Below are 25471 nucleotides of genomic sequence, written 5' to 3'. Positions count from 1 at the left end.
CGTCTCCCAGTTGACAACTGGAGGACAGGCTTGATCAGAGCCTGGCCGGAGACACGAGCCGCGTCGCCACTGCGCCGATGCCGGTAATGAAGTAGACTGATTTCCTAGGAATTGATGGGAACCAGTCCACTCGCTCGGAGCCGATGCGGTGGAGTCGCTTCTTGCATCTCCACTTTCTAACGTGGAGTTCGCAAGGTTCGGACGCCAGAGTTCCCGAGGTTCATAGGGTTCATAGGGTTTGTAATTTCGGAATCGAGGATCATGTCAGGGCAGGAAAGCAAGGATCGCCTGACAGCGGGTACCTTTTTCGTGCTGCTCCAAGAAGCACTTCCTCCCCGAGCGAAGGCTCGCGACACCCGCGCCGGAAAATCCGACGGGCTCAGCAATCCAGACATTCTTGCCGGGCTTATCCGCATCGTGAGCCCAAAATTTGAGCCACCATCAGCCGGTAAGAGTTTCAGCCAGAACACGAGTGAACTACGTAACTGCAAAAATGATGGGAACACCACCTATATGCCTGTAGGCGGGGAGGATTTTGCTTACGAATTCAATAATCTGATTGACAACGATCTCCCCCAGGCTTTGGCGAGAACGAGAGACTTCGTTGACCGCTTCATCGACGTAGATTCCAAGGGGCTTCGCCTCGTGCAGATGCTTGGAACGGCCATCAAGCGCGACGTGGCAATCACTAACAATCAGGTAGTCGCGCTCTTACCCGACGAGTCACACCTCACCAAAGCCCAGCTCGGTGACGCCAAGGAAATATGCCTCGAATCCCTCATTCTCGGGGTTTGGAAATATGTCTCGGATCCGACTGTGCGCAACACAGCAGGCAAAAGCACGTTTGACAAATGGCACCTACCCGCATCCTCACCAAACGCGACACGCAGATTCGATATGCAAGCATTCAACCTCGACAAGGGTTGGACACCTGAGATCACCCGCTACGACGAAGACCCCGCCGAACCGACGCAACCTTGTATTTCCGGAGATGACGAGATTATCGAAGCTGAAATAGTCGACGACGATCAGGCTAGTGATCACAGTGAGACCTCAGCGGATACCGATTTCGAGAAGACCCATGCAGTAACACCGCACGTTGTGTTCAACCAGTACGGGGCGAATAGTCAGCAGATTGGTTCAGTCGGCACACTCAACATTGGCAGGGGGATGTGATGTCAGACGGACAAATCATCCCGGCAGAACCATCGTCGCCACCCAATGCGATGGTTCTCAATCAGCTCGGGGCAAACGGTGTTCAGATTGCTCACGCAGGTACCGTCAACGCCCCAATTCAGATCGTGGTGCCGACACCTGTCGCGGCGGTGGGAGTGCCTGCCATCCAGGTTGCTCTGAGTAGTGACTATTACCAGCTGATCGTGACCCCAGATTTTGATCCGAACACCCGATCAGTCCCTATGGATCCTAAACGTGCCTTGACTGAAAGCATGTGCCCAACAAACCGCGAGCAGTTGAAGAAACTCGACAAAGATGCCATTGAGATGCTGAAAACCTACCCCGCGCTCATCATGAACGAGAACGACGACTTTGGTAGAGCCAGCGAGGAGCAGGTCGCCTATTTTGCTGCTGTCACGAATATCCGCTACGGTGCGCGCGGAATCAAAATCGAATACACACCTCTAACAGAAATCCCGCAGCAACGAATCAACGAGCTGCTCGAAGAACTCGATTTATCTGGCAACGACAAATTCAATGAGCTCAACCGCACCCACTGGGCGGTCAAGAACGTGGATCTTGTTCACGAGCTCGCGCAGGCCGGAATTAGCGTGCTCATGCCAACCCTGATCGGAGGCCAGCCATGAACACAGGCAACGAAATAGAAAACTGGGTCAACCTTGACGACGTCGCTACCCATCTGAGCGTCAGCAAGGACACCGTGCGTAACTGGACAAAAGAAGGACGCCTGCCCGCATACAAGGCCGGGAAAATGTACAAGTACAAACTCTCGGAAGTCGACCAGTGGCTTCGCGACGGAAAACTCGATCAGGAGAATGCCATTGGATAAGATGCGAGGCCCAATCAGGCAGATCACAGTCAACTCAGCCACCTTTCAGGATTGCACCGTTGACTTGAGCTACCTCAATTTCTTCTTCGGCCGAAACGGAGCAGGTAAATCAACAATCGCACGCACCCTGGGCGCAGGCCACGGCTTGACCTGGGACACGAATGTTGATGCAGACAACTACTCAGTCATGGTCTACGATCGCGGTTTCGTTGATGAGAATTTCTCCACCTACGGTTCACTCAACGGCGTCTTCACCCTCGGTAAAACTAACATCGAGGCAGAAAAAGAACTCACCACCCTCCGCCAAGACCGCGACGAACACGCCCGCGAAGCAAGAAACCACGAAGATGATGCCTCCGCGAAACAGGCACAGCTTGAACAGCTGACGGCAGACTTTCACGACGAGTGCTGGGACAAGTCAAAGGACATCCGCGATCAGTTCCCTGAAACCCAACACGGTCGAAAGCGGAAACAAACCTTTGCCGAAGCCGTACTCACCACAGCCGATCCGAAGGAACACGACCTGAACGAACTGGAAACGCTCTACAACGCGGCCTTCGACAAGCAAGCAATGACCTACCCACTCATCGGGCTCGTTGATATTCAGCTTCCCGATGATCACCTCATGGGTGCGGCGATCGTCAACACGGCTAACACTGACTTCGCCAGATTCATCGACAACATCAACGCCGCTGACTGGGTCAGGCACGGCCATGCTACATTCCCCAGCAACGACGGAGACCCCTGCCCTTTCTGCCAGCAAGAACTCCCCGAAGGATTCACAACCACACTAGTCGAGTGCTTCGACGACGCCTACGAACAGTCGCTCGCCGACTTACAGACCTTCGCCGACACGTATAAGGCCGCCGCACGCTTAGCATGGAATGTTCCGCTCAGCACAACAATGGCAGCGATCCCACCCCAGCTAGAGACAAAAGAATATGACACCTACGTCGAACTTCTGCGCGCCAAGCTGCAAGCCAACGTGGAAACCATCGAACGAAAACTGAGCAACCCGAGTAGCCAGTTACAGCTCGACGTCGTCACAAACGTGATCGGCGAGCTCAACCAGCTCATTACTGACGCAAACCAAGCGATCAAGGCTCACAATGAGGTCGTTGCAAACCAGAAACAGCAACGCACGATCTGCACCAACCGAGTATGGCAGCACCTCGCCAAGCACCTTGCTCAAACCATCACCAACTATCGCGCCACGTCCAAGAAACTCACAGACGAGATCAACACCGCCACGGCCACCGCGCAATCAGCACGCACCTCGATAAAGAACCTCGACTCGCAGATCCAGCAACTTCTCGGCTCAGTCGTTGACACAAGCGCCGTCAAAGAACAGATCAACACCGTCCTGCGAGAATCCGGATTCCAAGGCTTCTACCTCGACGACGTCCCAGACAAGGAAAACACCTACCGCGTAGTCCGCCTCGACGGCACCACCGCCGAAAACCTATCCGAAGGCGAACGAAACTTCATCGCCTTCCTCTACTTCTACTTCCTCATCCAGGGAAGCCTCGACCAAACAGAAGACCCCCGGAACAAAATCGTGGTCATCGACGACCCGGTCTCAAGTATGGACTCCGGCGCAATGTTCATCGTCGCCGCCCACATCAGAGAACTCGTCAAAATCTGCCAAAACAATGTTGACTACCGCCACGACACCGGACGAGGCAACCACGTCAAACAGATTATCATCCTGTCCCACAACCCATACTTCTATAGAGAGGTCTCCTACGCCAACCTCAGCGACTACCGCTACGCCTCCTACTACCTAATCAAAAAGAACGACAACGTCTCGAACGTCACCTTGTGCGTACGTGACCGGCAAGACGCCCCATCCCAGATAGAGAACTACTCCCCAGTCCTCAACTCCTACGCAGCGCTATGGCACGAATACAAAGAAGCTACGACTTCCATCACACTGCTCAACGTCACCCGCCGAATCCTTGAACACTATTTCCTGCAGCTCTGCGGCTACGACAACGCAGACCTCACCACAACCCTACTCAAAAACAACCGCGAAAAATTCATCCACACCGACGCCCAAGGCCAAGAAGACCTCGCCGACTACCACCTCGTCACATCCATGCTCACCTACATCCGCCACCACAGCAGCGGACTCGAAGACGACACCTACCTCATCGCCGAAGACCACGACCCCAACCAACTACGCCGCATCTTCCAACTCATCTTCACCCTCATGGGACAAGAACAGCACTACAAGATGATGAATGGACAACACGCGGACGACATTACGCCAGCAGAAGCGAGAAGCAGATGAGCCTGCGCTCAAACCGGCAAAAAGAAACCGCGTCGGTCGAAACAGGAATTTTCTGCACCGCCGGATCATCTATGACGCCAATCAAGATCAGCGCGACCGGAAAAACCGTCTCAAGCGCAAGAAGGCATTCATTTGGCGAACAGGATTGTGACACTCTCGGGCCAAAGATCACGAAAGGCAAGGACTTCTTATGAGTAAGCCAAATATCAACCGACATCGCGTGGATCTTTGGAAGGAGGATGTTTACCGATCGGTGAAGATGTACAACGAATGGTTTCTCGACGCCGCTCCCGAAGCGTATAGAGGTTCCCGTTCCGCCGTGATTGACGAAGTCGAGCAGCTTTTCAAAGCCACCGCCTACATGAATAGGTTAACCCCGCAAGACATTATGGATGCCCCACAGATTATCGGAATTCTCCGTATGGTCACTGCTCCACCAATTGCTCGGGACAGGTTGGTTGGTCTCGCCAATGTTCCCAAATCACTTGTCAATAGCCTTGAGGCTGGCCGGTTACCAGCCCGAATGAATGACAAGGATTTACGAGATAATTTAGAGCGGATTATTTCGATAATTATGGAGCTTCTAGACGACACTCTTTTTGAATGGGTTGCCACGAAGACGCCTCCTTCCGAGAAGCAGATTGAGCTTGCCTCAGTTGTTGTGGGCGATCGCCGATGTGGCGCAGTTACGGACCCCATCATTAGAAACGCGCAAGAAGCGCGACAAATGGCAGTGATGCGCGCATGGCTGACGGCCCGCGGGTACAAAGAAGAACGCTACGCCAGCAATCTCTCTCTTAAAGATCTACCACCAGGAACTTTTTCCGTGCACCACAACGTTCCGGTAGAAAATCTAGCGGGCAAGCTCATAAATATGCCGATTGACCTCGTAGTGCAGCCACATACACCAAGCCAATCCGGATTCCCTGTACTTATTGAGGCTAAGAGTGCTGGCGACTTCACAAATACGAACAAGAGACGCAAAGAAGAGGCAGCAAAGGCACATCAATTGAAGCGCACTTACGGCGATCAACTTGACCTTCTTCTTCTTTTATGCGGTTATTTTGACGCAGGGTATCTAGGCTATGAAGCCGCTGAAGGGCTTGACTGGATCTGGGAGCACAGAGTGGAGGACCTAGAAATTGCCGGGCTTTAGTCTTACAGATCTTGAGGAGAAACGCCTATCCGAGCAGCGCAGACTCGATGCGAAACGTGACGCTGTGGAGCGGAACAAGGAGGGCCAGTTTGCAACGCCTCCTTCGCTAGCAAGTTCAATAGCAAAATTCGCACTCCAATTGGTTGCAGTTGATGAACCCATCATGCTCGAGCCGTCATGCGGCTCCGGAGCTTTCATTTATGCTGCCCTGTCAGCTGCAGAACAATCTGGCATTAGGTTTAGGGAAATCGTTGGAATTGAGAAGGATCATGAATTTGCTGAGGTAGCAAAGAATCTATGGAGTGAGTGGGGGACAACGATCATTGAAGGAGACTTCCTCGATTTTGCTACAACCTCTTCACTCAAAGCGGATCTGCTCATTGCTAACCCACCGTACGTTCGTCACCATCATTTGCCAAAAGAAATCAAAGCTCGTTACGGCGCAATCGTGTCGCGTGCTGCTGGACGATCACCTTCTGGCTTGTCAGGGCTTTACGTCTACTTCATTCTCAGTTCCCAACTGTGCCTAGCGCCAGGCGCCATATCCGCATGGCTCATTCCATCTGAGTTTCTCGATACAAACTATGGAAAATCTATTCGGAAGTACCTAGCCGAAAAGGTGTCTATCGAGCGGATTCACCGATTCGATCCCGATGGATTGGTTTTTGATGACGCATTAGTCACATCTTTAATTGTCGTCTTTAAGAACAAACAACCCGGCAAGAATCACTTAGTCACTTTCTCCGAAGGCGATGACATCAACAACCCAGAAGGCGCCAGTCTCGTGTTCCCACAGACTTCACTGCGAGGAGAAAACCGCTGGAGTGGATATTTCACGCAAGTTCCACGTTCCGGCCTGCCGGAAACTGAACCTACACTTTCTGATTTGTTTACTATTCGTCGTGGAATAGCAACGGGAAATAATGCCTATTTCATCCGCTCTAGAGATGCGGTCGCAGCGGACGGAATTGACGATTCGGATCTCATTCCTGTGCTTCCCCCGCCCCGAAGGCTAGATCTTCTAACCATTTCTGCCGATCCGGATGGGTGGCCAATTTTATCTGAACAGCTTGTCCTGATGAGTTCCTCTGAGCCTGAAGCAACGATTGCAGCCAAGAACCCGAGTCTCGCAAAGTACTTTAAAGGTGCTGATGACAAGACACGCAACTCCTACTTAGTACGCAATCGCTCGCCCTGGTACAAAGTCGAGAGTCGAGACCCCGCGCCCATTTTGCTGACCTACATGGGGCGGGCGAACGGCAAAGGCACCCCCTTTAGATTCATTCTCAATTACTCGAGAGCCATTGCCACCAACGGTTATTTAATGCTCTACCCACGCGGCGTACTCAAAAACGCTATCCAAAAGGGCTCTCTTACGCTTGAGGACGTACACCAAGCTTTGCAACAGTTCTCCCAAGAATCGCTGATAGCTGGAGGACGAGTTTATGGAGGAGGACTCAGGAAGATCGAGCCGAAAGAGCTCGCAAATGTCCCGGCCGGTTCAATCTTCCGCCAGCTTGGGATTCGGGAAAACACGAGCGAGGACCTCTTGTTCTAGGAAACGTATATCACGAGACGAACGAAGCGACGCTCATATATGTGAATTCGGCACCCTAAACTGTTTTGACTCCTAACCCCATACTTTTTGACGGAGCCCCTAAACAATTTGACGATGCCCGATACTTTTTGACGGAGCCTCATACATTTTGACGCCCTCGGGGTCGCGACGCCCCGAGCTACCGCCTGAAGCCCAGATTCACCAGCCGGACTAGCCTCATCTATCGCCCGCTACGCCCACCCAGCACCCAGCCACTCCCCAGAAATCCAGCCCTGACAAGCCAAAACACCGCCCATCCGGGCAAAACAAAAGGACGCCCACTTTGTATCAAAATGAGCGTCCTATTGGTGGAGCTAGGGGGACTCGAACCCCCGACCCTCTGCTTGCAAAGCAGATGCGCTACCAGCTGCGCTATAGCCCCGTTTGTTATGAAAAAACCCCGACGATTCGGGGTTGGTGGGCCTAGCTGGGCTCGAACCAGCGACCTCAGTCTTATCAGGACTGCGCTCTAACCAACTGAGCTATAGGCCCTTTGGGCACCAGAAGATACTACCCGAACCCGCTATCTTGCGCAAATTCGCGGGGTATGCGGGGGTACGCACCGGTATGTGCTGACGATGTCACAAGCGCGGTGGGTTGCGTTGGGGTTCTCACAGGCGCGGCGGGCCCGGCATGAGTTGCGGTTCTCACAAGCGGGGTGGTTACAGCGTGGGTGTCTCCGCCTGGGCTGGTGGTGTCACAAGCCACGTCTCACAGTGAAAATGCCTTGCACACTTACGAAATACATAATACAATATATGTCGTACATAATAGTGGGCAGGAAATACAGTGGAGATATACATCAACGCTAGGATTGCACAACGCCACCCCGACATAACACCTGCAATGGTGCGCGAAGCCTGGAACACAATGTTGAGATGTATCCCCCGAGATACCGACCCTGTGCAATGGGTAGGTGTAGGAATCGCTGATGGAAAACTCATTGAGTACATCGCGATTGAGAATGATAACGAAACTTGGCACGTGTTCCACGCTATGAAGGCAACCAGGAAAACATTGAGAGAGGTAGGGCTGGAAAAATGAATTGGACTGCGGCAAACGGCACGACCTACACCGATGAACAAATCGAGCAATGGGCCACCGCCCAAGAGACCGAACCCGAGTACACGGGCTCGCATCTCGCTCCTTCCAAACCCGGCAGGCCCGTTACGATCGGAAAAAATGCCCAACCTTTCACGATTCGGTTGGACGAAGCCCGGAGAAACAAAATAACCGCCTTGGCCAAAAAAATGAACACCACTCCCAGCGGTCTGGTGCGCGACCTCATCGACGCTATGTAACCAGAGCCACCTCGTGCCGGTATGCGCTGACGGGTTCACAAGCGTGGTGGGGTACGTTGAGGTTTTCACAAGCGCGGTGTTTCCGGCTGAGGGCCCTCGTCGGCGGCCGGGCCGGGCAGACAAACCGGCCAACCGCTCCGACGCGGCCAATAAAGTCCGACAGCCGACTAAACCAAGCCGCGAACCCAGGGTGTGGAATTACACCTCCACCAAATGGTAATCAATCCCCAGCTCGTCATAGAGCCGCAGGAAATCCTGAGTCCCCAGGAACAGGGTGGCGCGGTTGTCGCCCGGGTGGAAAGTAAAAATGTCCTCCTGCATCATGGTTTTGTCCAGGTAGAGCGCGACTGAACGGTGGTCGGGGTCAATCATTCCGAGGGGCGAGACGACTCCGGGCTCCAGCCTGAGGGTTTGAGCCAGCAGCTCTCCGGATCCGAAGGACAGGCGGCTTTCCCCGACTTCGCCGGCAAAACCTTTCAGGTCAATCTGTTTATACTCGTCCGTAATTAAAAGATACGTGCGGGTTTTCTTGCGGTTGGTCAAGAACAGGCTCTTGGTGCGCACGCCCTCGTGGCCCTCGATATATTCGTCCGCCAGCTCGATGGTCGTGGCCGGCGGGTGTTCCACCAGCTTGTATTCGACGCCGTGTTCCTGCAAGGTTTCCAGTATCTTGTTGCGTTCCATACGTTCCTCCTTCTGGGTATGCGGTTAGGGTTCGCGCAGGGTTAGGTCTGCACAAGGCCGGGGCGCGCACAAGGCCGGGGCGCGCGCCGAATCTGGGTCGGCCCGAGCTTGGTGTTCGCCGGGTCAAAGTGCTCATTAGGACGGGGCGCGTACTGAGGCCTGTAAGGCTATCGTAGCCCGAAGTGGGTTCGGGGCGCGGTCGGCAGGAGAGGAAATCGGGAGGAAGCGAAATCGACGGCGCAATATCAGCAGTGCAAAATCGGCAATCCCATAACCTGTGGTGTAAAACCTCAGCAGCCTAAAACCCGCTGCGTATAAGAAAATAGACCCACCGTTTTGCGGCGGGTCATGAGGCTGTGGCTGACTGCGTTAGTCGGCGCTGACCTCCACCAGAACCTGTTCGTAGCTGCCGTAGGAGATTTCTACGGGCTGTACTTGAGTGTTTCCGGTCAGTTTGGTTTCGTGGTCGGCAGCCTGAGCAGGCAGTAGGGTGCTCAAAGCTACCACTAGGGCTAACACCACTGCGGCAAATACGCCCTTCTTTTGTGTCTGCATGGTTCCTCCAAATTTCTCTCCCCGCGGACAGTTGATAACGGACAAGTCCAGCATCAACGCCGCTATACAGTCAACTATACCCGATTTTCAGGAAATTACAAGTTGTTTTTCTAAATTCTTTCACCGGGATTTTTCGCGGATTTTGGGGATTTCTATCCATATCTGAGGGTTTTCCCGTTTCATTATCTGAAACCGGGGCCTCGTGTAGGCTGAAGGAATCCTGGAAATGTCTGGTCGTTTTTCCGGCATCGCCTAGGCGGGGAGTTGTGTTCGAGAACGAAGGCGTTTTCACCAGGTCGGTTCCGCAGCGGTGGTGTTGCGGGTCGGATTAGATGGCAAAAGCGCCGGTGGGAGGCTTCATTCTCAGGTTCGAATTCGATTTTTAAGGTTATTTTAAGATTTGCGGAAAATACTGGGGAATTTTGCAGAAAACCGCACTTTTTACTGTTTATTTGCGGTTTTGAGACCCCGGTTCGAGGTGACAAACTCAGCTTCGCATTCTTGGAGGGTGCTGAAAACTGCCGCTATTTTTGGCGAATTTTGCCCGGTTAAGCTGAGTTTTCCTAAAGCAATACTGGGGTTTACCGAACGACTCTGGAGTGATAGTCAGATTGTCAGCACAATCCTGGAAGTACTCTTGGAGATAGCTGGGAAACCTGGTATTCTTATCACTGTATATAAGCAGGTGAAGTGTCCCCACCAGGGTCCAGACCGAAGAAATGGCTAACAAATGGAGGTATTTGAGCATGAGTGCTATAGCCAAGAAACCGCGGCAAAATCAGCCCGGAAAGCCCACTTTGGTGAGCTATAAGCAAAAAGGTAAAAAGAGCCGGAACTGGACCGCGGGGGTTATAGCTTCGGCTATCGCCGTGGCGTGGGCCGTTGGCGGCTTGGTTATGCCCTCTCTGGCGGCCACTCCGGCAGCCCAGGCTTCGGTAAAGCCCACAGTGACCGTTAGCGACGGAAATGGTGTGGTAAGTGGTACTCAGGTTCAGGGTAAAAGTTTTGGCGTTGCAGTGAAGATGGATTTGTTCTCCACTGAGGACCAGGCTGAGGCCGCTTTAAATTACGGTAAAACAACCCAGGTCGGAGAGTTTACCGCACAATATCTACCAAAAGAGTGCATAATTAAATACAGTAGCATCACCACTGTTGGCGGAGGAAAAAACAAAAAAACCTATGCCTATTTCTCCAACGATCAAGGTTTGCAGGAGGTTCATCCCGACCGAGGCAATAGAGACGTTAAGCTTGAAAAGAGGTATGACCATGCTTTTGGTGCTTGGGTGCTCTACCCGAGTGGTTCCTCTTTAGTCTCCTTCAATCAGTCTTCTTCTCCCAGCAAGGCGGCTTCCTCCAACCGTTCTACTGTTTCCTCTGCTGAGCCTGAGGAAGATGAGGATACTCTCACCCTGAGCCTGGAGCACATCGAAGGCGAAGCGATGGCAGCGGCTGGCGCTCCTGCAGATACGGGTGCGACTCAGGCGCGTATTTTTGCTCAGACTTCCGACCCCTCCAGCGACCCGGGTTCCTCCACCGAGTCCACCGGTTCGGCCAGCACCGCGCAGCTTCCCGCCAATACTGAGGATCCGGTTGAGCCTGCCCCTCAGACTTCGGAACCTTCATCGGATCCTTCCATTCCCACTCCGGTGACCGGTCCAAATAAGGCGCCGACGACCCCCACCCCGACCGCAACGGCTACTTCCGGCGCGGTTGCGTTCGCTTACAAATTTGAGCCCACGATGAAAGAAATCAAGCTCAAGTTTGATCCCAGCGTGGACAAAGACACCGCTATTGCCGCCTTTAATAAACAGGTTGATGACGCTAAAGCGGATGTGATGGATCAACTGGACCAGTTTGTGGCTGCACATAACATTGATGCTGTCACCAAGGCAAAGATGGTGGATAACCTCAACGCCCAGTTCGATAATCTGCGCAAGCAGGGCCAGGACTGGTTAGAAAAGAAATATGAGGAATCGGGCTCTACTTCAAGTTTTGTGGGTTTGGATTACTGTGAACAGAACGGTCCTATTGTCCCGGTTGGTAGCCTGATTCTGGTAAAGAACGTTAATGCGGCACACCATGGAAAAGAGTCGAATGTTTGGTGGTTGGTAAAGAAAGATACCAATGAAACCACAAAGAAGATTCCCATGTATTCAGATAATGATGGTGTAACCATCACGACTAATGGCGAATCTTCATTCTGTGTTGAACCAATGCAGAGCTTGGACACAGGTAAAAATCATGAGTTTTATACAAATCCGTCCCAAACTACTATTGAATGGGCAAAGAATAATCCCGAGAAAGCTGAAATAGTTAAAGCTATTGCCTGGCATTTTGCAAAGCATGGTAATAAAGAATATGGCAAGCATCAGAATGCCATTTGGATGACTGTGTTGGGATTGCCCGATAATTTCGGTACATTTGATGGAAATAATTATACTTGGATCGGTGGTTTAAATACGCTAAGTGCTTTGATTGAGGAAGCTAAATCCGAGTACAAGAATCGTCCGCAGGCGCATATTATTGAGGCTCTGGAAACCATGCATCTGGATCAGGTGTCCTTGGAACAGGCACCTGATGGCGCATACTTGTTACGTGTCAAGCTTAACGATTATGACTTGAATTCGGCCGAGGCTCAGGCTATTGGTGAGAACGTTTACCTCGCTGTGGCGGGTGCCACAGATGAAAACGGTAACCCTATCAACAAGGTTAGCTTGAAGGATGCAGCGAACGGAGTAACCCTCAAGATTACCGACCATGGTAGCTTCAGTATCGGTTTTGCTGGTATGCTCGAAAACGTTGAGGATGCATACTTTGTAGATGCTACGAATGGAACGACACAAGGTCAGGTCGTAGTTACTAAAAAGAACCTCGACGTCTCCGGGCTACTGGAAGTATCTTGGACTCACGTTCCCGAACCGAAGCCTTCAATTAAGACCACCGCGAAGGTGAATGGCGCTGACTCGGTACTCGGTGGCGCAGAAACCGCCACGTTCTCCCGTACGGATGAAGTCATCACCCTGAGCGATGATGTGACGTATGAAAACATCCCCGCCAACACAGGTTCGAATGCTACTAAGTACCTGATTGGCACGCTTAAGAAAGTTAGCGGCGGAGTCACCACCACGGTGTTCACCCAAACTGCCGACGCCCCGATTAGTGGCAAGGGCACTTTGACCGGGCAATTCAAGTATCAGTTGAAGGCTTCCGAGGTTAAGGACGGGGATTGGTTCTATTACGAAGAAGTCCTGGCGACTTCTGACCCGAAGTACGCCGGCGGTGGACAAATTGATTCTGCCTACGGTGAGCTCAATATCATCGCCAAGCACACCGGTGAGCACGCGGACCAGACCGTTAACATCGTTAAGAACAAGGCCCAGCTGACCCTGGAGAAAGCTGCAACTGGTGCTACCGATAAGGCTAGCGGCAACGTGACCTTCCAAGTCACTTGTGATGATGGAACGAAAGCGACCCTCTACGCTCCCGCAAAGGGCGGCGCGGCCAATACGGATAGCACCCAGGCGGGAACGCCCAGCCCCATTGATGTCACTCCCGGCACCAAGTGCACTATCGAGGAAACCTACCGGTCCGCTCCGGTCAACATGTCCGCTCCCAATTGGTCTGCCACCAACGCCACTGCGGATGGTGCGACGGTAGGTTCCTCGGTCAAGTTCGTGATGGGTCAGGCTGGTGACATCAAAGTCATCGCGACCAACACTTACGAGGAACAGACTGGCGGCTTCAAGGTTATGAAGTTAGTCCAGGGTGACAGCAACATCGACGCGAATGCCGCGGCTGCTGCCAACGGCGGTAAGTTCCAGTTCACCTACACCTGTGACAAGGGTGTGGCTGGCGGAAGTTTCTCGCTTCCCGAGGATGCCTCTACCGACACGGATAACGACCTGTGGACCTATGAAGTCAAGGGTCTGCCGGTAGGCACCAAGTGCAAGGTCACCGAAACCCAGCCGGTCGCTCCGCAGGGCTATGACGTCGTGGTATCCACCACGAATGCCTCGGGCGTGACCAGCCCGCTCAGCACCATTGCGGTGAAACCGATTCAGAATGGCGTCGTCGATGCCGTTGCGTTCGTCAACTACTACCAGCCCGCCGATGCGGCCTTCAGCCTGCAAAAGGAGGCCAGGTTCGACAATGGAGATAAGGAATCCATCAACCAGGACTTCTTGCTGCGCTATCGGTGTCAGGGCGCGAACGCGGACACAGGTTGGAAGTACCAGCCTGTCCCTGCTAATGGCGCTCCGGTGGCCGTCACGTCTGGCATTAAGGCCGGCATGACCTGTACTATCACCGAGAATCCGAGCAGCACTGCCGTGCCTGGGGCTATCTTTAAGTCCTTGACCTTCGGGCAAACCGGAATCCCGGCAACCAACGTGTTGGAGAACTCCGCTGATGAATTCAAGTTCAAGGTTCCGACCAACGGCGCAACTGTCGTGGTGACGGCGACCAACCTCTACGAACATAAGATGGGTTCGTTCACGCTGACCAAGAAGGTCAAGGCTGACGGTGCGAACCCGCTGAAGGAGGACAAGGCCTTCGATTTCACCGTCACCTGCGGTAAAGACGTGACTACCTTTAGCCTGAAGGCTGGCGAGACCTGGCCCTCGAAGTCTGACCCGGTGAAGTCCTACCCGGTAAATACTGAGTGCACGATTCAAGAGGATAACCCGCCTAACGCGGCTTTTACCAACAAGGTTTCCTACACCAATGCTGAGCCGCTAGGTGAAAACAAAGCCAGGGTAGTCATTAAGGAAGGCGCCAAGCCGGCAGTGGAGGTTGTGGCCACCAACACGGTGAAAGCAAAGTACGGCGGGTTCTCTGTCACCAAGAGTGTTGAGGGCGACGCCAAGGCTGAACCCGCCACCTTCACTTTTGATTACGAGTGTAACGACGAGGCTAAGACCCAAGACACCCTGGACTTGAAGGCTGGGGAAACCAAGACTGTTGACAACATCTTGGTCGGCACCACCTGCTACATCAAGGAAACCCCGGGCACTATTGATGGCGTCACCGTCACCCCGGATTGGGTGACGGACCTCGCCAACGGCACCGGAAAGTACGAAAAATACAAGAAGTTCACCATTCCCGAACAAAAGGATGGCAAGGCTCAGGTGTTGAAGCTGGAAGCTAAGAACACCTTGGATTACGACAAGGCGAGCTTCACCATTAAGAAGGTCGTCCAGGGCGGAGCCGTCTTTGAGCCCGGCGCCACCTTTAAGTTCACCTACAGCTGTACAGCCCCGAACGGTAAGACCTACACTCAGGCCACTCCGTTTGGCTCCCAGGCCAAGGCTAAATTCATCGAAGTAGCCCCCGGTCAGGAATCGGCAGCGATTGTGGTGCCGAAGGACTCCAAGTGTTCCGTGGCTGAGCCGAAGGCTCAACTGGACGCCACCAACAAACAGCTGGTGAATGATCTGAACGCGAACCCGTTGAAGTACGTGTCGACCTCGTTCGTTCCGGCAGGTAAGGACCTGGCGTCCGGTGAACAGACCGTGACTCAAGGCAACGTCTTCCAGTTCGCCGCTACCAACGTTTACACCGAAAAGATGACCGGCTTTAAGTTCTACAAGGCCGCCCTCACCGGTAACAACGCTGGCAACCACACCGAGCAGTTCTACTTCAACTACTCCTGCCAAACTCCGGCTGGAGCGGTTAAGAACGGTGTCGGTTACGACCTGAGCGCCGGCAGCGACCCGGTCAAGGTCGAGAAACTCCCTGTAGGCACCAAGTGTGTCGTGTGGGAGAAACCGGTAGTGGCTAAGGCTAATGAAGAGCCCACGACCACGTGGACCGTTGGCGCTGCTAAACCGGTTGAAGGCAAGGAAGTAAAGCCTTTCGATACTAACGCGAAAGCCCAGCCCAACGGCGTGGCGTTCACCGTGGATAAGGAAGATGAAGCGCTGATGGTTGGCGCCACCAACGACTTCACGGTGCCCGACACCAAGCTGGTGGTCAGCAAGACCATCGTGGCTGGTGAGAACACCAACGTTGACTCTAAGACGGTCAAACTCTCGGCGACTTGTAAGTACCCGACTGATAACGCCGACCACGTCATCATGGACGGCAAGACCTTTAAGAACACTGACAAGGCCGAGTTCACCGCTGATGTGAACGGTGTGAAGATTCCGGTCGGTGCGACCTGTACCATCACCGAATCTGAAGCCAGCGCGAAGGTGGCCGGACACAAGTGGACCGTGGAGATGAAGGAAGGCAAGAACGTCCTTTCCGACAAGGCGACCGGCACGGTCACTTTGAATACCGAAAAGGGCCGGACAGTCGAGGTAGTCAACACTTACGAGCGTGAGCTGGGCAAGTTTAAGATCATTAAGTCGGTTACTGCCGCCAAGAACATCACGGTGAAGGAGTCTTACGACTTCACCTACACCTGTGCTGATCCGAAGGATGCCACCCAAAAGGTGGAAGGCAAGGTAACGAAAGTCACCGATAAGGGATACCAGTTCGCAGAGAACATCCCTGTCGGCTACACGTGCCACATCACCGAGGATCAGGCTGGTGCAGAGACCGAGGAAGGCTCGACCCTGTCGGCTACCTTGTCGGAGAACGACTTCGTAGTCGAAAAGGACAACGTGGTTGAGGTCAAGGTAGATAACGTCTACTCTGACGCGAACGGCAAGTTCAGCGTCACCAAGGCGATTGCCTCTGACTCTACCGCGGCGATTGTTGACGGCAAGTACAACTTCGAGTACTGGTGTGTGACCCCGGACGGGTCCAAGATTGGTACCCAGGATGCTCCTATCACGTTCAATATCGCGGCTGACAAGACCTGGACGTCCGGCAACCTACCCAGCGGTTCCAAGTGCTCCATCCGCGAGGTGACCCCGAGCGGTAACACCGCCGGCGTGTCTGCCGAAGTGTCCTGGTCGTTGGATGAATCTACGACCATGAAGGGCGTAGAGCCGACTCCTTACACTGCTGTTGGCGCTGAAGGTAACTTTGTGTTCGGTGCGGAAGGTGCTACCGCCGGCAAGTTCGTCATCGGCAAGGACGGTACTACTACCAGCCTGAACGCTACGAACAAGCTGACGTACAAGGAAGTCAAGCTGTCGCTACAGAAGGTGGCGGAAGCCACTTCGGCAAACGGTAGACTCGACTACTCCGAGGATAACTTCAACAAGAGGCAGCAGTACAACGAGTACTACCGCTACATGAACCGCAACTACGTGAATATGCACGTCACTTGCAAGAGCGGTAATGACACGGTTGTTGATAAGACAGTCAAGGTTGATGTCAACGGCAATGCCCTCGACTTTGGCACGGTGCCGTACAACTCGAAGTGTACGGTAGCGGAGCTGGACGATCAGAGCTTTAACGACCGGAATGCCCTCCTGTACGGCAACTGGCGTCACAAGGCTGAAATTTCAGCCACTGATGCCAACGGCAAGGCTCTGGCCTCCCCGGTTAAGTACGCCTTTGACATGTTGGGGCCTGATGAAGAAAAGGCCGCTATCACGTTCGATGTCACTTCCGAAGCCAACGTCTCCGTGAAGATGGTCAACAAGTGGGATTGCTACGCCAGTATTGAAACTGTCTTGGATGCTCCTGGACAAGAGGCTACTGCTAACGGCCAGCGCGTATTCAAGGATGGCATCAAGGTAATCGATATTAAACCTAATCAAGATCGGGTCAAACTGACCGATAAAGTTACCTTGAAGAATGTCACTGAGGACCAGACTTACACGGTGGTGGAACGTTTGTACTCCACCAAGATGGCCGGAAAGACGGGCATCTTCGATGCGGGATACCTGAATTGGAAGAGCGAAGGCGGCGCCAATTGGGATTATTACGCAGAGGAAGTGACCGTTCCCTATGGAGCGAATGATTTCACTAAGGAGATTTCCTTCACGATTCCGGTTAGCTTACTGAAGGAACATCCCGAAGGTATTGCCGCGGGCATCATGGTGTTCAACGGCGGAAACCCGATGCAGCTGAACCAGGCTTGCGCCAAGTGCAGGGCCTACGGTTCTGAGCTGACGCTACCGAAGGGTCAATCCATCGTTCCGCAGTTTGAACCGGAGATGTGGACTATTGCCAACGACCGGACGACAAACTCGCGAGTCATGTCTACGAACGAAAAGGATGTGCCCACACAGAAACTCACTGATAACCTCAAGTACACCAGGGTTTCTGCAGGTGACTACTACCTGTACGGACGTTTGGTGCAGACGGATGATACCAGTAAGTCCGCAGTGGACAATTACAAGAAGATTGCTGTTCCGGCTGGACAGAATTTCTTCGGCAACAATGAGGCAGTCAACGAGTTCACTCTGGAGACAGCTAACCTGACCCCAGGTGCCACATATGTAATGTTCGAATACATGCTGCCGGCTGATGTGGATGTCAACAGTCTCGCGAGCAAGACTCCGGCTGAACTGCAGGCAATGTCCAAGGCGGCAAACCTGCCCTTCCACGCGGATGTAAAGGACATCTGCCAGAAGCTGTACACGCCGAAGTTAAAGACAACCGCTTCGATTGACAAGCCTGTGACCCCGGCCGTTTCGGATGACGCGACGGTTACGGTCAAGGATGTGGTCAAGTGGAACAACCTCGCCGGAGGTCGCACCTACACTGTGACCGGTACCTTGCATGTCAAGGATGCTGACGGAAACGATGCTGGTGCACTCAACGATCCGGGCGCAACCGCAACCAAGACCTTCACGGTCAACGGTCCGCGCGACGCCCTTGTCAAAGAGGGTGAGGTCGAACTGACCTTTACCGTCAAGGCTAAGTCCCTAAAGACCCAAACAGTTGTGGCCTTTGAGGAAGTCAAGGATGGCGATGTAGTCGTAGCGACTCACGCCGACATCACCGATGAGGATCAGACGGTTTACAGCCCGTCAATCGGCACGACCGCGAGTGTGAAGAATGGTGCTCCTACCACCCAGAACATTAACGGTAAGGATGTCACGCGCAACGCAACCGTTGACATGAGTAACGCCAAGCCGGTTAAGGATTCCAAGACCAAGGAACTCTCCGATGTGGTTGTGACCGATGAGGTCGCCTACAACTCCATCGCTCCGGGCAACTACGTCATGTACGGCGAGCTCACGAAGATCAACAACAAGAGCACGACTACAGTTCAGACCGCGCACCAGACGCTGACTGTCGCCAAGGGCGCTGCCAGCGGCAAGATGGAACTCACCTTCCCAGGTGTGAAGGTCGTGAGCGGTGAGAAGTACGTAGTGTTCGAGAAACTCTACAAGGCGGACGACTTCGACCAGACGGCCGGAAAGCCGAAGAGCGGAGCTACCGCGGTTGCTGAACACGCCGATCCGAAGGATGAAGCTCAGACCGTCTACGTCCCCGGTGTCACTACTGACGCATACAACGGCGCTGGTAAACCCGGCGACAAGTACGTGGATGTCACCAAGGACTTCACCATCAACGATAAGGTGACGGCCTCTGGCCTGATTCCGGGCAAGACCTATGAGGTGACCGGCGAACTGAAGATCAAGGACGGCTCTGCGGAAGGTCAATCCACGGGTATTACCCAGACCGGTACTATCACCGCCGATGCCAAGGGCAACGGTGAGACCGTCCTGACCTTTACGGTTACCGCGCAGCAGGCTGCCGATTTGGGTCTGATTGGTAAACCGATTGTGGCCTTCGAGGACCTCAAGCACGAAGGCAAGACCATCGCGGTACACCATGACATCAACGATGGCGACCAGACGGTCTACAACGGTTCCATGGGTACCAGCGCAGTCGATAAGTCTGATGAGAACCAGACTATGACTCCTGGTCAGAAGGACGCGACCATCGTCGATACGGTGACGTTCACCGGTAAGTTCGAGCCGAAGCACAACTACACCTTGGTTGGTGAGTTGCACTACGTCAACACTGACAACGGTGCCAAGACCTTGGGTGAAAAGGTGCCCGGTGTCACTGTGGCTCCGAAGAGCGTAACTGCTGGTGCGGACGGTACTATCGCTGACCAAAAGATGGAATTCAAGGTTCCTGCCGATTCCATCAAGGCTGGAAAGTCTATGGTGGTTGTCGAGAAGCTGTTCGACGGCAAGAATACGACCGGTACTCCGGTGATTACGCACGAAGATCCGAACGATGCGGCTCAGACCATCACGGTCAACCCGGTTGAAATCGACACGACCGCTTATGACGGCACTTCCAAGGATCCGAAGGATAAGAACCTGGAAGCCGCCAAGGATGGCAGCGTGACGATTTGGGACCTGGTGGACTACAAGGGTCTGGAAATCGGCAAGGAATACACGATTACCGGTACTCTGCACTACCAGGCTGACGCCACTTTGGCTGATGGCACCCAGGTCAAGGCCGGGGATGCGATTGACGCCAAGTACGTTACGACCGAGCCGGTCACCTTCACTGCCAACAAGCCTAACTCGACAGACAAGGATGCCTTCCAGGTCATCGTGAAGTTCACGGTACAGCGCGCCGGTTTGGCTACCGCTCCGGTTGTGGTCTTTGAGGACCTGAAGCAGGGCGAGACCCCGCTGGCAACCCACACCGATATCAACGATGACAACCAGATTGTCTACCCGCCGTCCATCACCACAGTCGCGCAGACTGCGGATGGCGCCAAGATGATTCAGGTCAACCCTGATGCGAAGAAGCAGGGCAACGTCACCATCACCGATACCGTTGACTGGAAGGTGGCCGCTCCGGGCACCTACACCCTCAAGGGTCAGTTGATGGAGGTCAAGGATGGCAAGCTCGTCTCCGAGACCCCGGTTGCGACTGGTAACGAAGTGACCATTACGGTTGAAAAGGGTGAGTTCTCCGGGACCAACAGTGAGATGAAGTTCACCTTGAAGGCGGACAAGATTCTCGCGGCCAACAAGGCCGGTCACTCCTTCGTGGTCTACGAGCAACTGGTTGGTAAGGATGGCAAGCCTATTGCCACCCACGAAGACCCAGCTTCACCTGAACAGACCGTGACGCTCGGTTCTCTGGACACCACCGCCACTGATGCGGCTGACGGCGACCAGGTAGTGGACAACACCGGTGATGTGGTCATCACCGACCGGGTGGATTACACCGGTCTGAATCCGGCCCAGAACTACACCCTGAAGGGTGAGTTGAAGGACAAGGCGACCGGCGACACTGTGAAGTTGTCTGACGGCTCGTTGGTGGAATCCACCATCGAGGTCGGTCCGGGTACCGGCAACGACATCGATCCGAGCGGTGCTGGATTCTTTGAGATTCAGTTCTCGGTTCCGGCTGGGGTTATCCTCGGCAAGCAGGTCGTGGCCTTCGAGACCGTTCTGAAGGATGGTAAAGAATTCCTGATTCACCACGACATCAACGATGACTCTCAGACCATCTGGGCTCCGAAGCTCGCCACTAAGGCCAGAGCTGAGGGCGACCGTGGTCTGGTCATTGCCGACGCTAAGTCAACGGTCAAGGACACCGTGACCTTCACCAATATGAAGGTTGGGGAAACCTACGTGGTCGTCGGCGAACTGTGGAACAAGACTCAAAACAAGTCCACCGGTATTAAGGTCACCTCTAAGTCGTTCAAGGCTGACAAGGCGACCTGGACCGAGAACGACTTCATGACCTTCGAGATTCCGGCCGGTACTGTGGCCGAGAACGACGAGCTGGTCGTGTTTGAGACCCTGTACCTCGGCGAGAAGGCAGACGGTCCGGCTGAGTCTACTCACCGGGATCCGAACGACCCGGCACAGACTGTTGGCTCCGGCGTGAAGCCCGGCATTAAGACGGTGCTGAGCGTGGATGGCAACCGTGCGGCTGGTACTGCGGTTCCGACCGTCCCGGTCGAGTCCAAGCAGCTGGTTGATACGGTCAGCTACGTTGGTTTGACTCCGAGTGTTTCCTACACGTTGAATGCGACCCTGATGGAAATCGGTCTGGACGGTAAGGTCACCGACACCGGTATTACCGGCACCGCCACCTTCACCCCGGACAAGGCCAGTGGCACCCAGCAGGTTGGCTTCAATGCCATCCCGGAGGGTACGCTGAAGCCCGGCTACAAGTACGTCGCTTACGAACAGCTGATTCGTAACGACAAGCCGAACGAACCTCCGCTGAAGCACGAGGATCCGAAGGATTCCGACCAGACGGTAAAAACCGCCTACAACCCGACTATTGAAACCGACCTGACTCAGGACGGCACCCAGGTCATCGCGACCGATGCGGCGCTGGATTTGCAGGATAAGGTGCAGATGAAGGGTCTCATCAAGGGTGAGAAGTACGTGCTGGTTTCCCGCCTGGTGTACAACGCCGGTCAGCCTAACGAAACAGTTTTGGCAGATGGCCTAGAGAGGTTCACCGCTGACAGTGTGGACATGACCAAGGACATCAAGTTCAACGTGACGGCTGATAAGCTCAAGGCTCCGATGGAAGCGGCTAAGGCTGCTGGCAGCGAGTTGAAGCTGGTGGCGTACGAATACCTGACACGCGCCTCGCTTGTGACTGGTGACGACGCAACCATCAAGGCCAGCGTTACCGACACGACCAAGTGGGATACTAAGCACGCAGACCCGAATGATGGTCGTCAGACCGTGACAGTTGTGGACGTGCCTCGGATTGGCACCAAGCTGGAATACGAAGGCCAGAAGGTTGTTTGGGAAGGCGATAACGTCAAGCTGATTGACCACGTTGAGTTCTTCAACCTGCTGCCCGATACCGAGTACACCCTTAGCGGCTCGCTCATGGGTATCGCGGCTGACGGTACGGTCAGTGACACCGGTGTGGTTGGTACAGGCAAGTTCACCACCCCGAAGGCAACTAACGGCGCTACTCGCGTGAACGGGACCATCAAGGATGGGACAGCTGCCACTGTCGAGTTCACGGTACCGTTGAGCGTCTTGAAGGCTAACGATAAGTTGGTTGCTTTCGAATCGTTGCAGCTGAAGGGCCAGCCCGTGGCGGATCACAATGATCCGAACGATGAGAACCAGACTGTGAAGGTCAAGCATCCTGGCGTGGGCACCGAAGCCAGTTATGACGGCAAGTCAAACCTGACGGTTTGGAAGGGCGTCAATAAGGAAGGCAAGAAGGCTCCCGAAACCTACACGGTTCACGACGTAATCCGCATGGCGAACGTCGAGGAGGGCAAGACCTACGCTCTGGACGGTCAGGTTTACAGCAAGATTGCCTACAGTAACGGTGATAAGACAGCCTTGGCTACCAACGCGAAGACTGTAAAGGTCACCGAGAGCATGGCTGTGGATCCGAACGCTGACGAAATCGCCAAGTACGGTAAGGATGTCAAGGTTTACGAAACGACCATGGACATCACGGTCAAGGCTACGGACATTAAGGCCGATGGCGACAAGCTGGTTGTGTTCGAGCAGCTGTGGGCGGAAGGCACGTATGAAAGTGCTGACGGCGGCAAGGTGACCCCGAAGGGTGACAACAAGCCGGTGGCGGTACACAACGAGATTACCGCCGACTCCCAGTCCATCAACGTGAACCGTCCCGAGTTCGGGTCCTTGACCCTGACCAAGGCTGTCACGGGTTGGGATGAGAACACCGCGAATGTCGAACGCACCAACGCGAAATACGTGTTCACGGTTACCTGTACCGAAAAGGGCTCGACTGACACGATTACCCTGCACGAAGGTGAATCCGCGACCATTGACGGTATTCCCGTGGGTGACAAGTGCACCATCAGCGAGAATGTCCAGAATGCTGAAGAGCAAGCCGGACTGAAGGACACCGTGAAGTTCACCGAGGCCAACGGCGTCACCGTTGAGTCCACGAAGAACGGCGAGGGCACAGTGATTGTCGGTGGCACGCCGAACGGTACTACCCGCGTTGCGAACGTGACAGTGACCGCTGAAAACGTGTTCACTAACGAAGTCTCCATCGGTACGCACACCACCGGTAAGTTCGACAAGAAGGCCAGCAATGGCGACACGATTACCGATCTGGTGAAGTACCAGAACCTGCAGGGCGGCGAGTACCTGTTGCACACCTACTTTGTCGAGTACGACAAGGCGGGCCAGGCTCACAAGATTGACTACGTCCCCTCTGAGGTGCGCAAAGTCACTGTTGTGGGCGGCTACGCTGTGGGTGGTCACAACGGTACTTGGACCATCGATATGAAGGTTCCGACCGAGCTGATTCAGGAACATAAGACGGTCGTCTTGTGGGAAGACCTGTATCGGATGCCTCAGGATAGGGATGCTTTCGAGGCGCAGTTGTCTAAGTTGCCGACCGGCAAGACTGCTGCAGGCTTGATTGCCTCCCACCATGAAGAGAATCTCGCTTCGGGTGCTGGCACTCAGTGGCTGGAAGTCTCCACCCACTTCGGTGGATTCCAGGTCACCAAGGTAATCAAGACGGATGCGGATATGCCCGCGGACGTGGTTGGTAAGATTCCGACAACCTGGAACTTTACCTACAAGGCTAAAGTGCCGGATGGTAAGACCGCCAAGGAAGGGACCGCTCTGGAGGGCAGCTTCAACCTGACGGTTGACCCGAACAATCCGACCAAGGCTGTCAGCCAGAAGTTCGACGGCTTCCCGATGGGTACTGATATAACCATTACGGAAACCGACGCCAAGGCGCAGATTCCGACTCAGGCAAAGTGGAAGGTTACATGGAAGTCTGAAGGCTGGACTGATGGTGCAGAAGGTACCACCAAGAACTTCAAGATTACCCCGGCCTCCACTGTGAGTGTCACTGCTCTCAACGAGTTCAGCTTGGTCAAGCCTACCTTGGCGACCGTGGCTCGGACCGCTGATGATGGCAAGATGCTCAAGCCGAGTGAGGACACAGCCGTGGTCGATACCGTCACCTACACCAACCTGGTGGAAGGACGCGACTACTGGCTCAAGACCGAACTGGTTTACGTCGATGACACGGCTGACCCGAATGACAACCAACCAGTGCTGGGTGCCGATGGCAACCCGCTGGTGAAGTGGACGAAGGTCACGGCTGAAACTGACAACAGCGAATGGGTCGTTGATCGGGACAACCCGATGGTGGTTCCCGCCGACGCTAACCCGGATGCTGACGTGGTATTCTTCGAATCTCTCTACGAGATGACGAAGGATGGCGGACAGCCCAAGGCCGAAGACAAGCCGATTGTGGAACACCGCGACAACAGCGATGAAAAGCAGATCATCACTCGTCGTCCGGCTCTGGACCTCCAGACCACTGCGGAATTGTCCGGTGCTAAGGCGATTACCGCCGGTGAGAGCGCGACCGTGAACGATAAGGTGACTTACAGCGGCTTGAAGGCCGGTGCCGAGTACACCTTGGTTGGAACCTTGGTCAAGAAGTCCGATGGCTCCATCGTTGGTTCGCCGGTGACTGTGGCTGGCTTGAAGGCTGAGGCTGACGGCTCCGGCAGCTGGAAGATGTCGATTCCGCTGACCGCGAAGGATACGGCCGGCTTGACTAACGGCGAGAAGCTGGTGGTCTTTGAGAAGGCCTACGTCGGTAACCTGCCGAAGGCTGGTACGGCTCCGGCTGGCACCTACACCCCGATTCTGGCTCACGAAGACCTCGAGGATGCTTCGCAGACCGTGAACGTGGTGAAGCCGACGACTCCGCCGCACACGCCTGGCACGCCTGGTACGCCGTACACGCCTGGCACGACTCCTCCGAGCTCGTCGACCACGCCTCCTCCGCCTCCGGTAGAGTCTGAGACGACGAACCCGCCGAGCACCCCGCCGACCATCCCGGTTGCCCCGGCGACCACCCTGCCTCCGATGCACCCGAAGGTTCCGCCAACATTGGCACGGACCGGTGCGCAAGCAGCAATCTTTGGTGGCTTGTCCATCCTGATGATTGCGGCAGGTGCAGGGATTGGCTTGCTGGCAGCACGCCGCAAGCGCCAGTCTGACGCGCAGTAGGCGACATAAGCCCTAGG

11 protein-coding genes and 2 tRNA genes are annotated in these 25471 nt (G+C 54.4%); 8 read left to right on the top strand and 5 right to left on the bottom strand.

Annotated features, from left to right (window positions below):
* Positions 1-261: 261 nt before the first annotated feature.
* From SPI05_RS03860 to SPI05_RS03845, 4 genes are read left to right on the top strand one after another with little or no spacing between them, the layout of a single operon-like run.
* On the top strand, positions 262-1176 hold the full coding sequence (locus tag SPI05_RS03860; protein ID WP_321076334.1) for a hypothetical protein: 915 nt from the start codon (positions 262-264) through the stop codon (positions 1174-1176).
* Positions 1176-1823 carry a hypothetical protein gene (locus SPI05_RS03855; protein WP_321076332.1) on the top strand — a complete coding sequence of 216 codons (648 nt, stop codon included), beginning with the start codon at positions 1176-1178 and terminating at the stop codon, positions 1821-1823. The genes SPI05_RS03860 and SPI05_RS03855 overlap by 1 nt, the downstream gene beginning before the upstream one ends.
* Positions 1820-2026 (top strand): helix-turn-helix domain-containing protein, encoded by a 207-nt coding sequence (locus tag SPI05_RS03850; protein ID WP_321076330.1) that lies wholly within the window; start codon positions 1820-1822, stop codon positions 2024-2026. The genes SPI05_RS03855 and SPI05_RS03850 overlap by 4 nt, the downstream gene beginning before the upstream one ends.
* Positions 2013-4319, top strand: coding sequence for an AAA family ATPase (locus tag SPI05_RS03845; protein ID WP_321076329.1), 2307 nt, complete (start codon positions 2013-2015; stop codon positions 4317-4319). The genes SPI05_RS03850 and SPI05_RS03845 overlap by 14 nt, the downstream gene beginning before the upstream one ends.
* On the opposite strand, the gene SPI05_RS03840 is transcribed toward SPI05_RS03845, so the two are convergent.
* Positions 4291-4536, bottom strand: a complete 246-nt coding sequence (locus tag SPI05_RS03840) for a hypothetical protein (RefSeq protein ID WP_321076328.1) — start codon at positions 4534-4536, stop codon at positions 4291-4293. The genes SPI05_RS03845 and SPI05_RS03840 overlap by 29 nt on opposite strands.
* Positions 4537-4578: 42 nt before the next feature.
* Here SPI05_RS03840 and SPI05_RS03835 point away from each other — a divergent pair, with 42 nt between their 5' ends.
* On the top strand, positions 4579-5475 hold the full coding sequence (locus tag SPI05_RS03835; RefSeq protein ID WP_321076347.1) for a XamI family restriction endonuclease: 897 nt from the start codon (positions 4579-4581) through the stop codon (positions 5473-5475).
* 64 nt (positions 5476-5539) lie between these two features.
* Complete coding sequence (locus SPI05_RS03830) at positions 5540-7033, top strand: Eco57I restriction-modification methylase domain-containing protein (protein ID WP_321076327.1); 1494 nt, start codon at positions 5540-5542, stop codon at positions 7031-7033.
* A 345-nt stretch (positions 7034-7378) separates the two neighbouring features.
* Here SPI05_RS03830 and SPI05_RS03825 read toward each other — a convergent pair.
* Positions 7379-7454, bottom strand: a tRNA-Ala gene (locus SPI05_RS03825).
* Positions 7455-7487: 33 nt separating this feature from the next.
* Positions 7488-7564, bottom strand: a tRNA-Ile gene (locus SPI05_RS03820).
* Positions 7565-8112: 548 nt separating this feature from the next.
* Between SPI05_RS03820 and SPI05_RS03815 the strand changes: the two genes are divergently transcribed.
* On the top strand, positions 8113-8373 hold the full coding sequence (locus SPI05_RS03815; RefSeq protein ID WP_296180270.1) for a CopG family transcriptional regulator: 261 nt from the start codon (positions 8113-8115) through the stop codon (positions 8371-8373).
* Between the two features lie 198 nt (positions 8374-8571).
* Here the strand turns inward: SPI05_RS03815 and SPI05_RS03810 are convergent, their stop codons facing one another.
* Both SPI05_RS03810 and SPI05_RS03805 read right to left on the bottom strand, forming a co-directional pair.
* Entirely contained in the window at positions 8572-9057 is a 486-nt protein-coding gene (locus SPI05_RS03810) for a prolyl-tRNA synthetase associated domain-containing protein (protein WP_321076325.1), read from the bottom strand.
* A gap of 369 nt (positions 9058-9426) precedes the next feature.
* Entirely contained in the window at positions 9427-9612 is a 186-nt protein-coding gene (locus tag SPI05_RS03805) for a hydrolase (protein WP_321076324.1), read from the bottom strand.
* Between the two features lie 719 nt (positions 9613-10331).
* On the opposite strand from SPI05_RS03805, the gene SPI05_RS03800 reads away from it, so the two are divergent.
* Positions 10332-25454, top strand: a complete 15123-nt coding sequence (locus tag SPI05_RS03800; protein ID WP_414601962.1) for a VaFE repeat-containing surface-anchored protein — start codon at positions 10332-10334, stop codon at positions 25452-25454.
* Positions 25455-25471 lie beyond the last annotated feature (17 nt).

Source organism: Mobiluncus sp. (genome assembly GCF_034180645.1).
Lineage (GTDB): Bacteria > Actinomycetota > Actinomycetes > Actinomycetales > Actinomycetaceae > Mobiluncus.
This window is presented reverse-complemented; position numbering and strand designations above follow the sequence as displayed.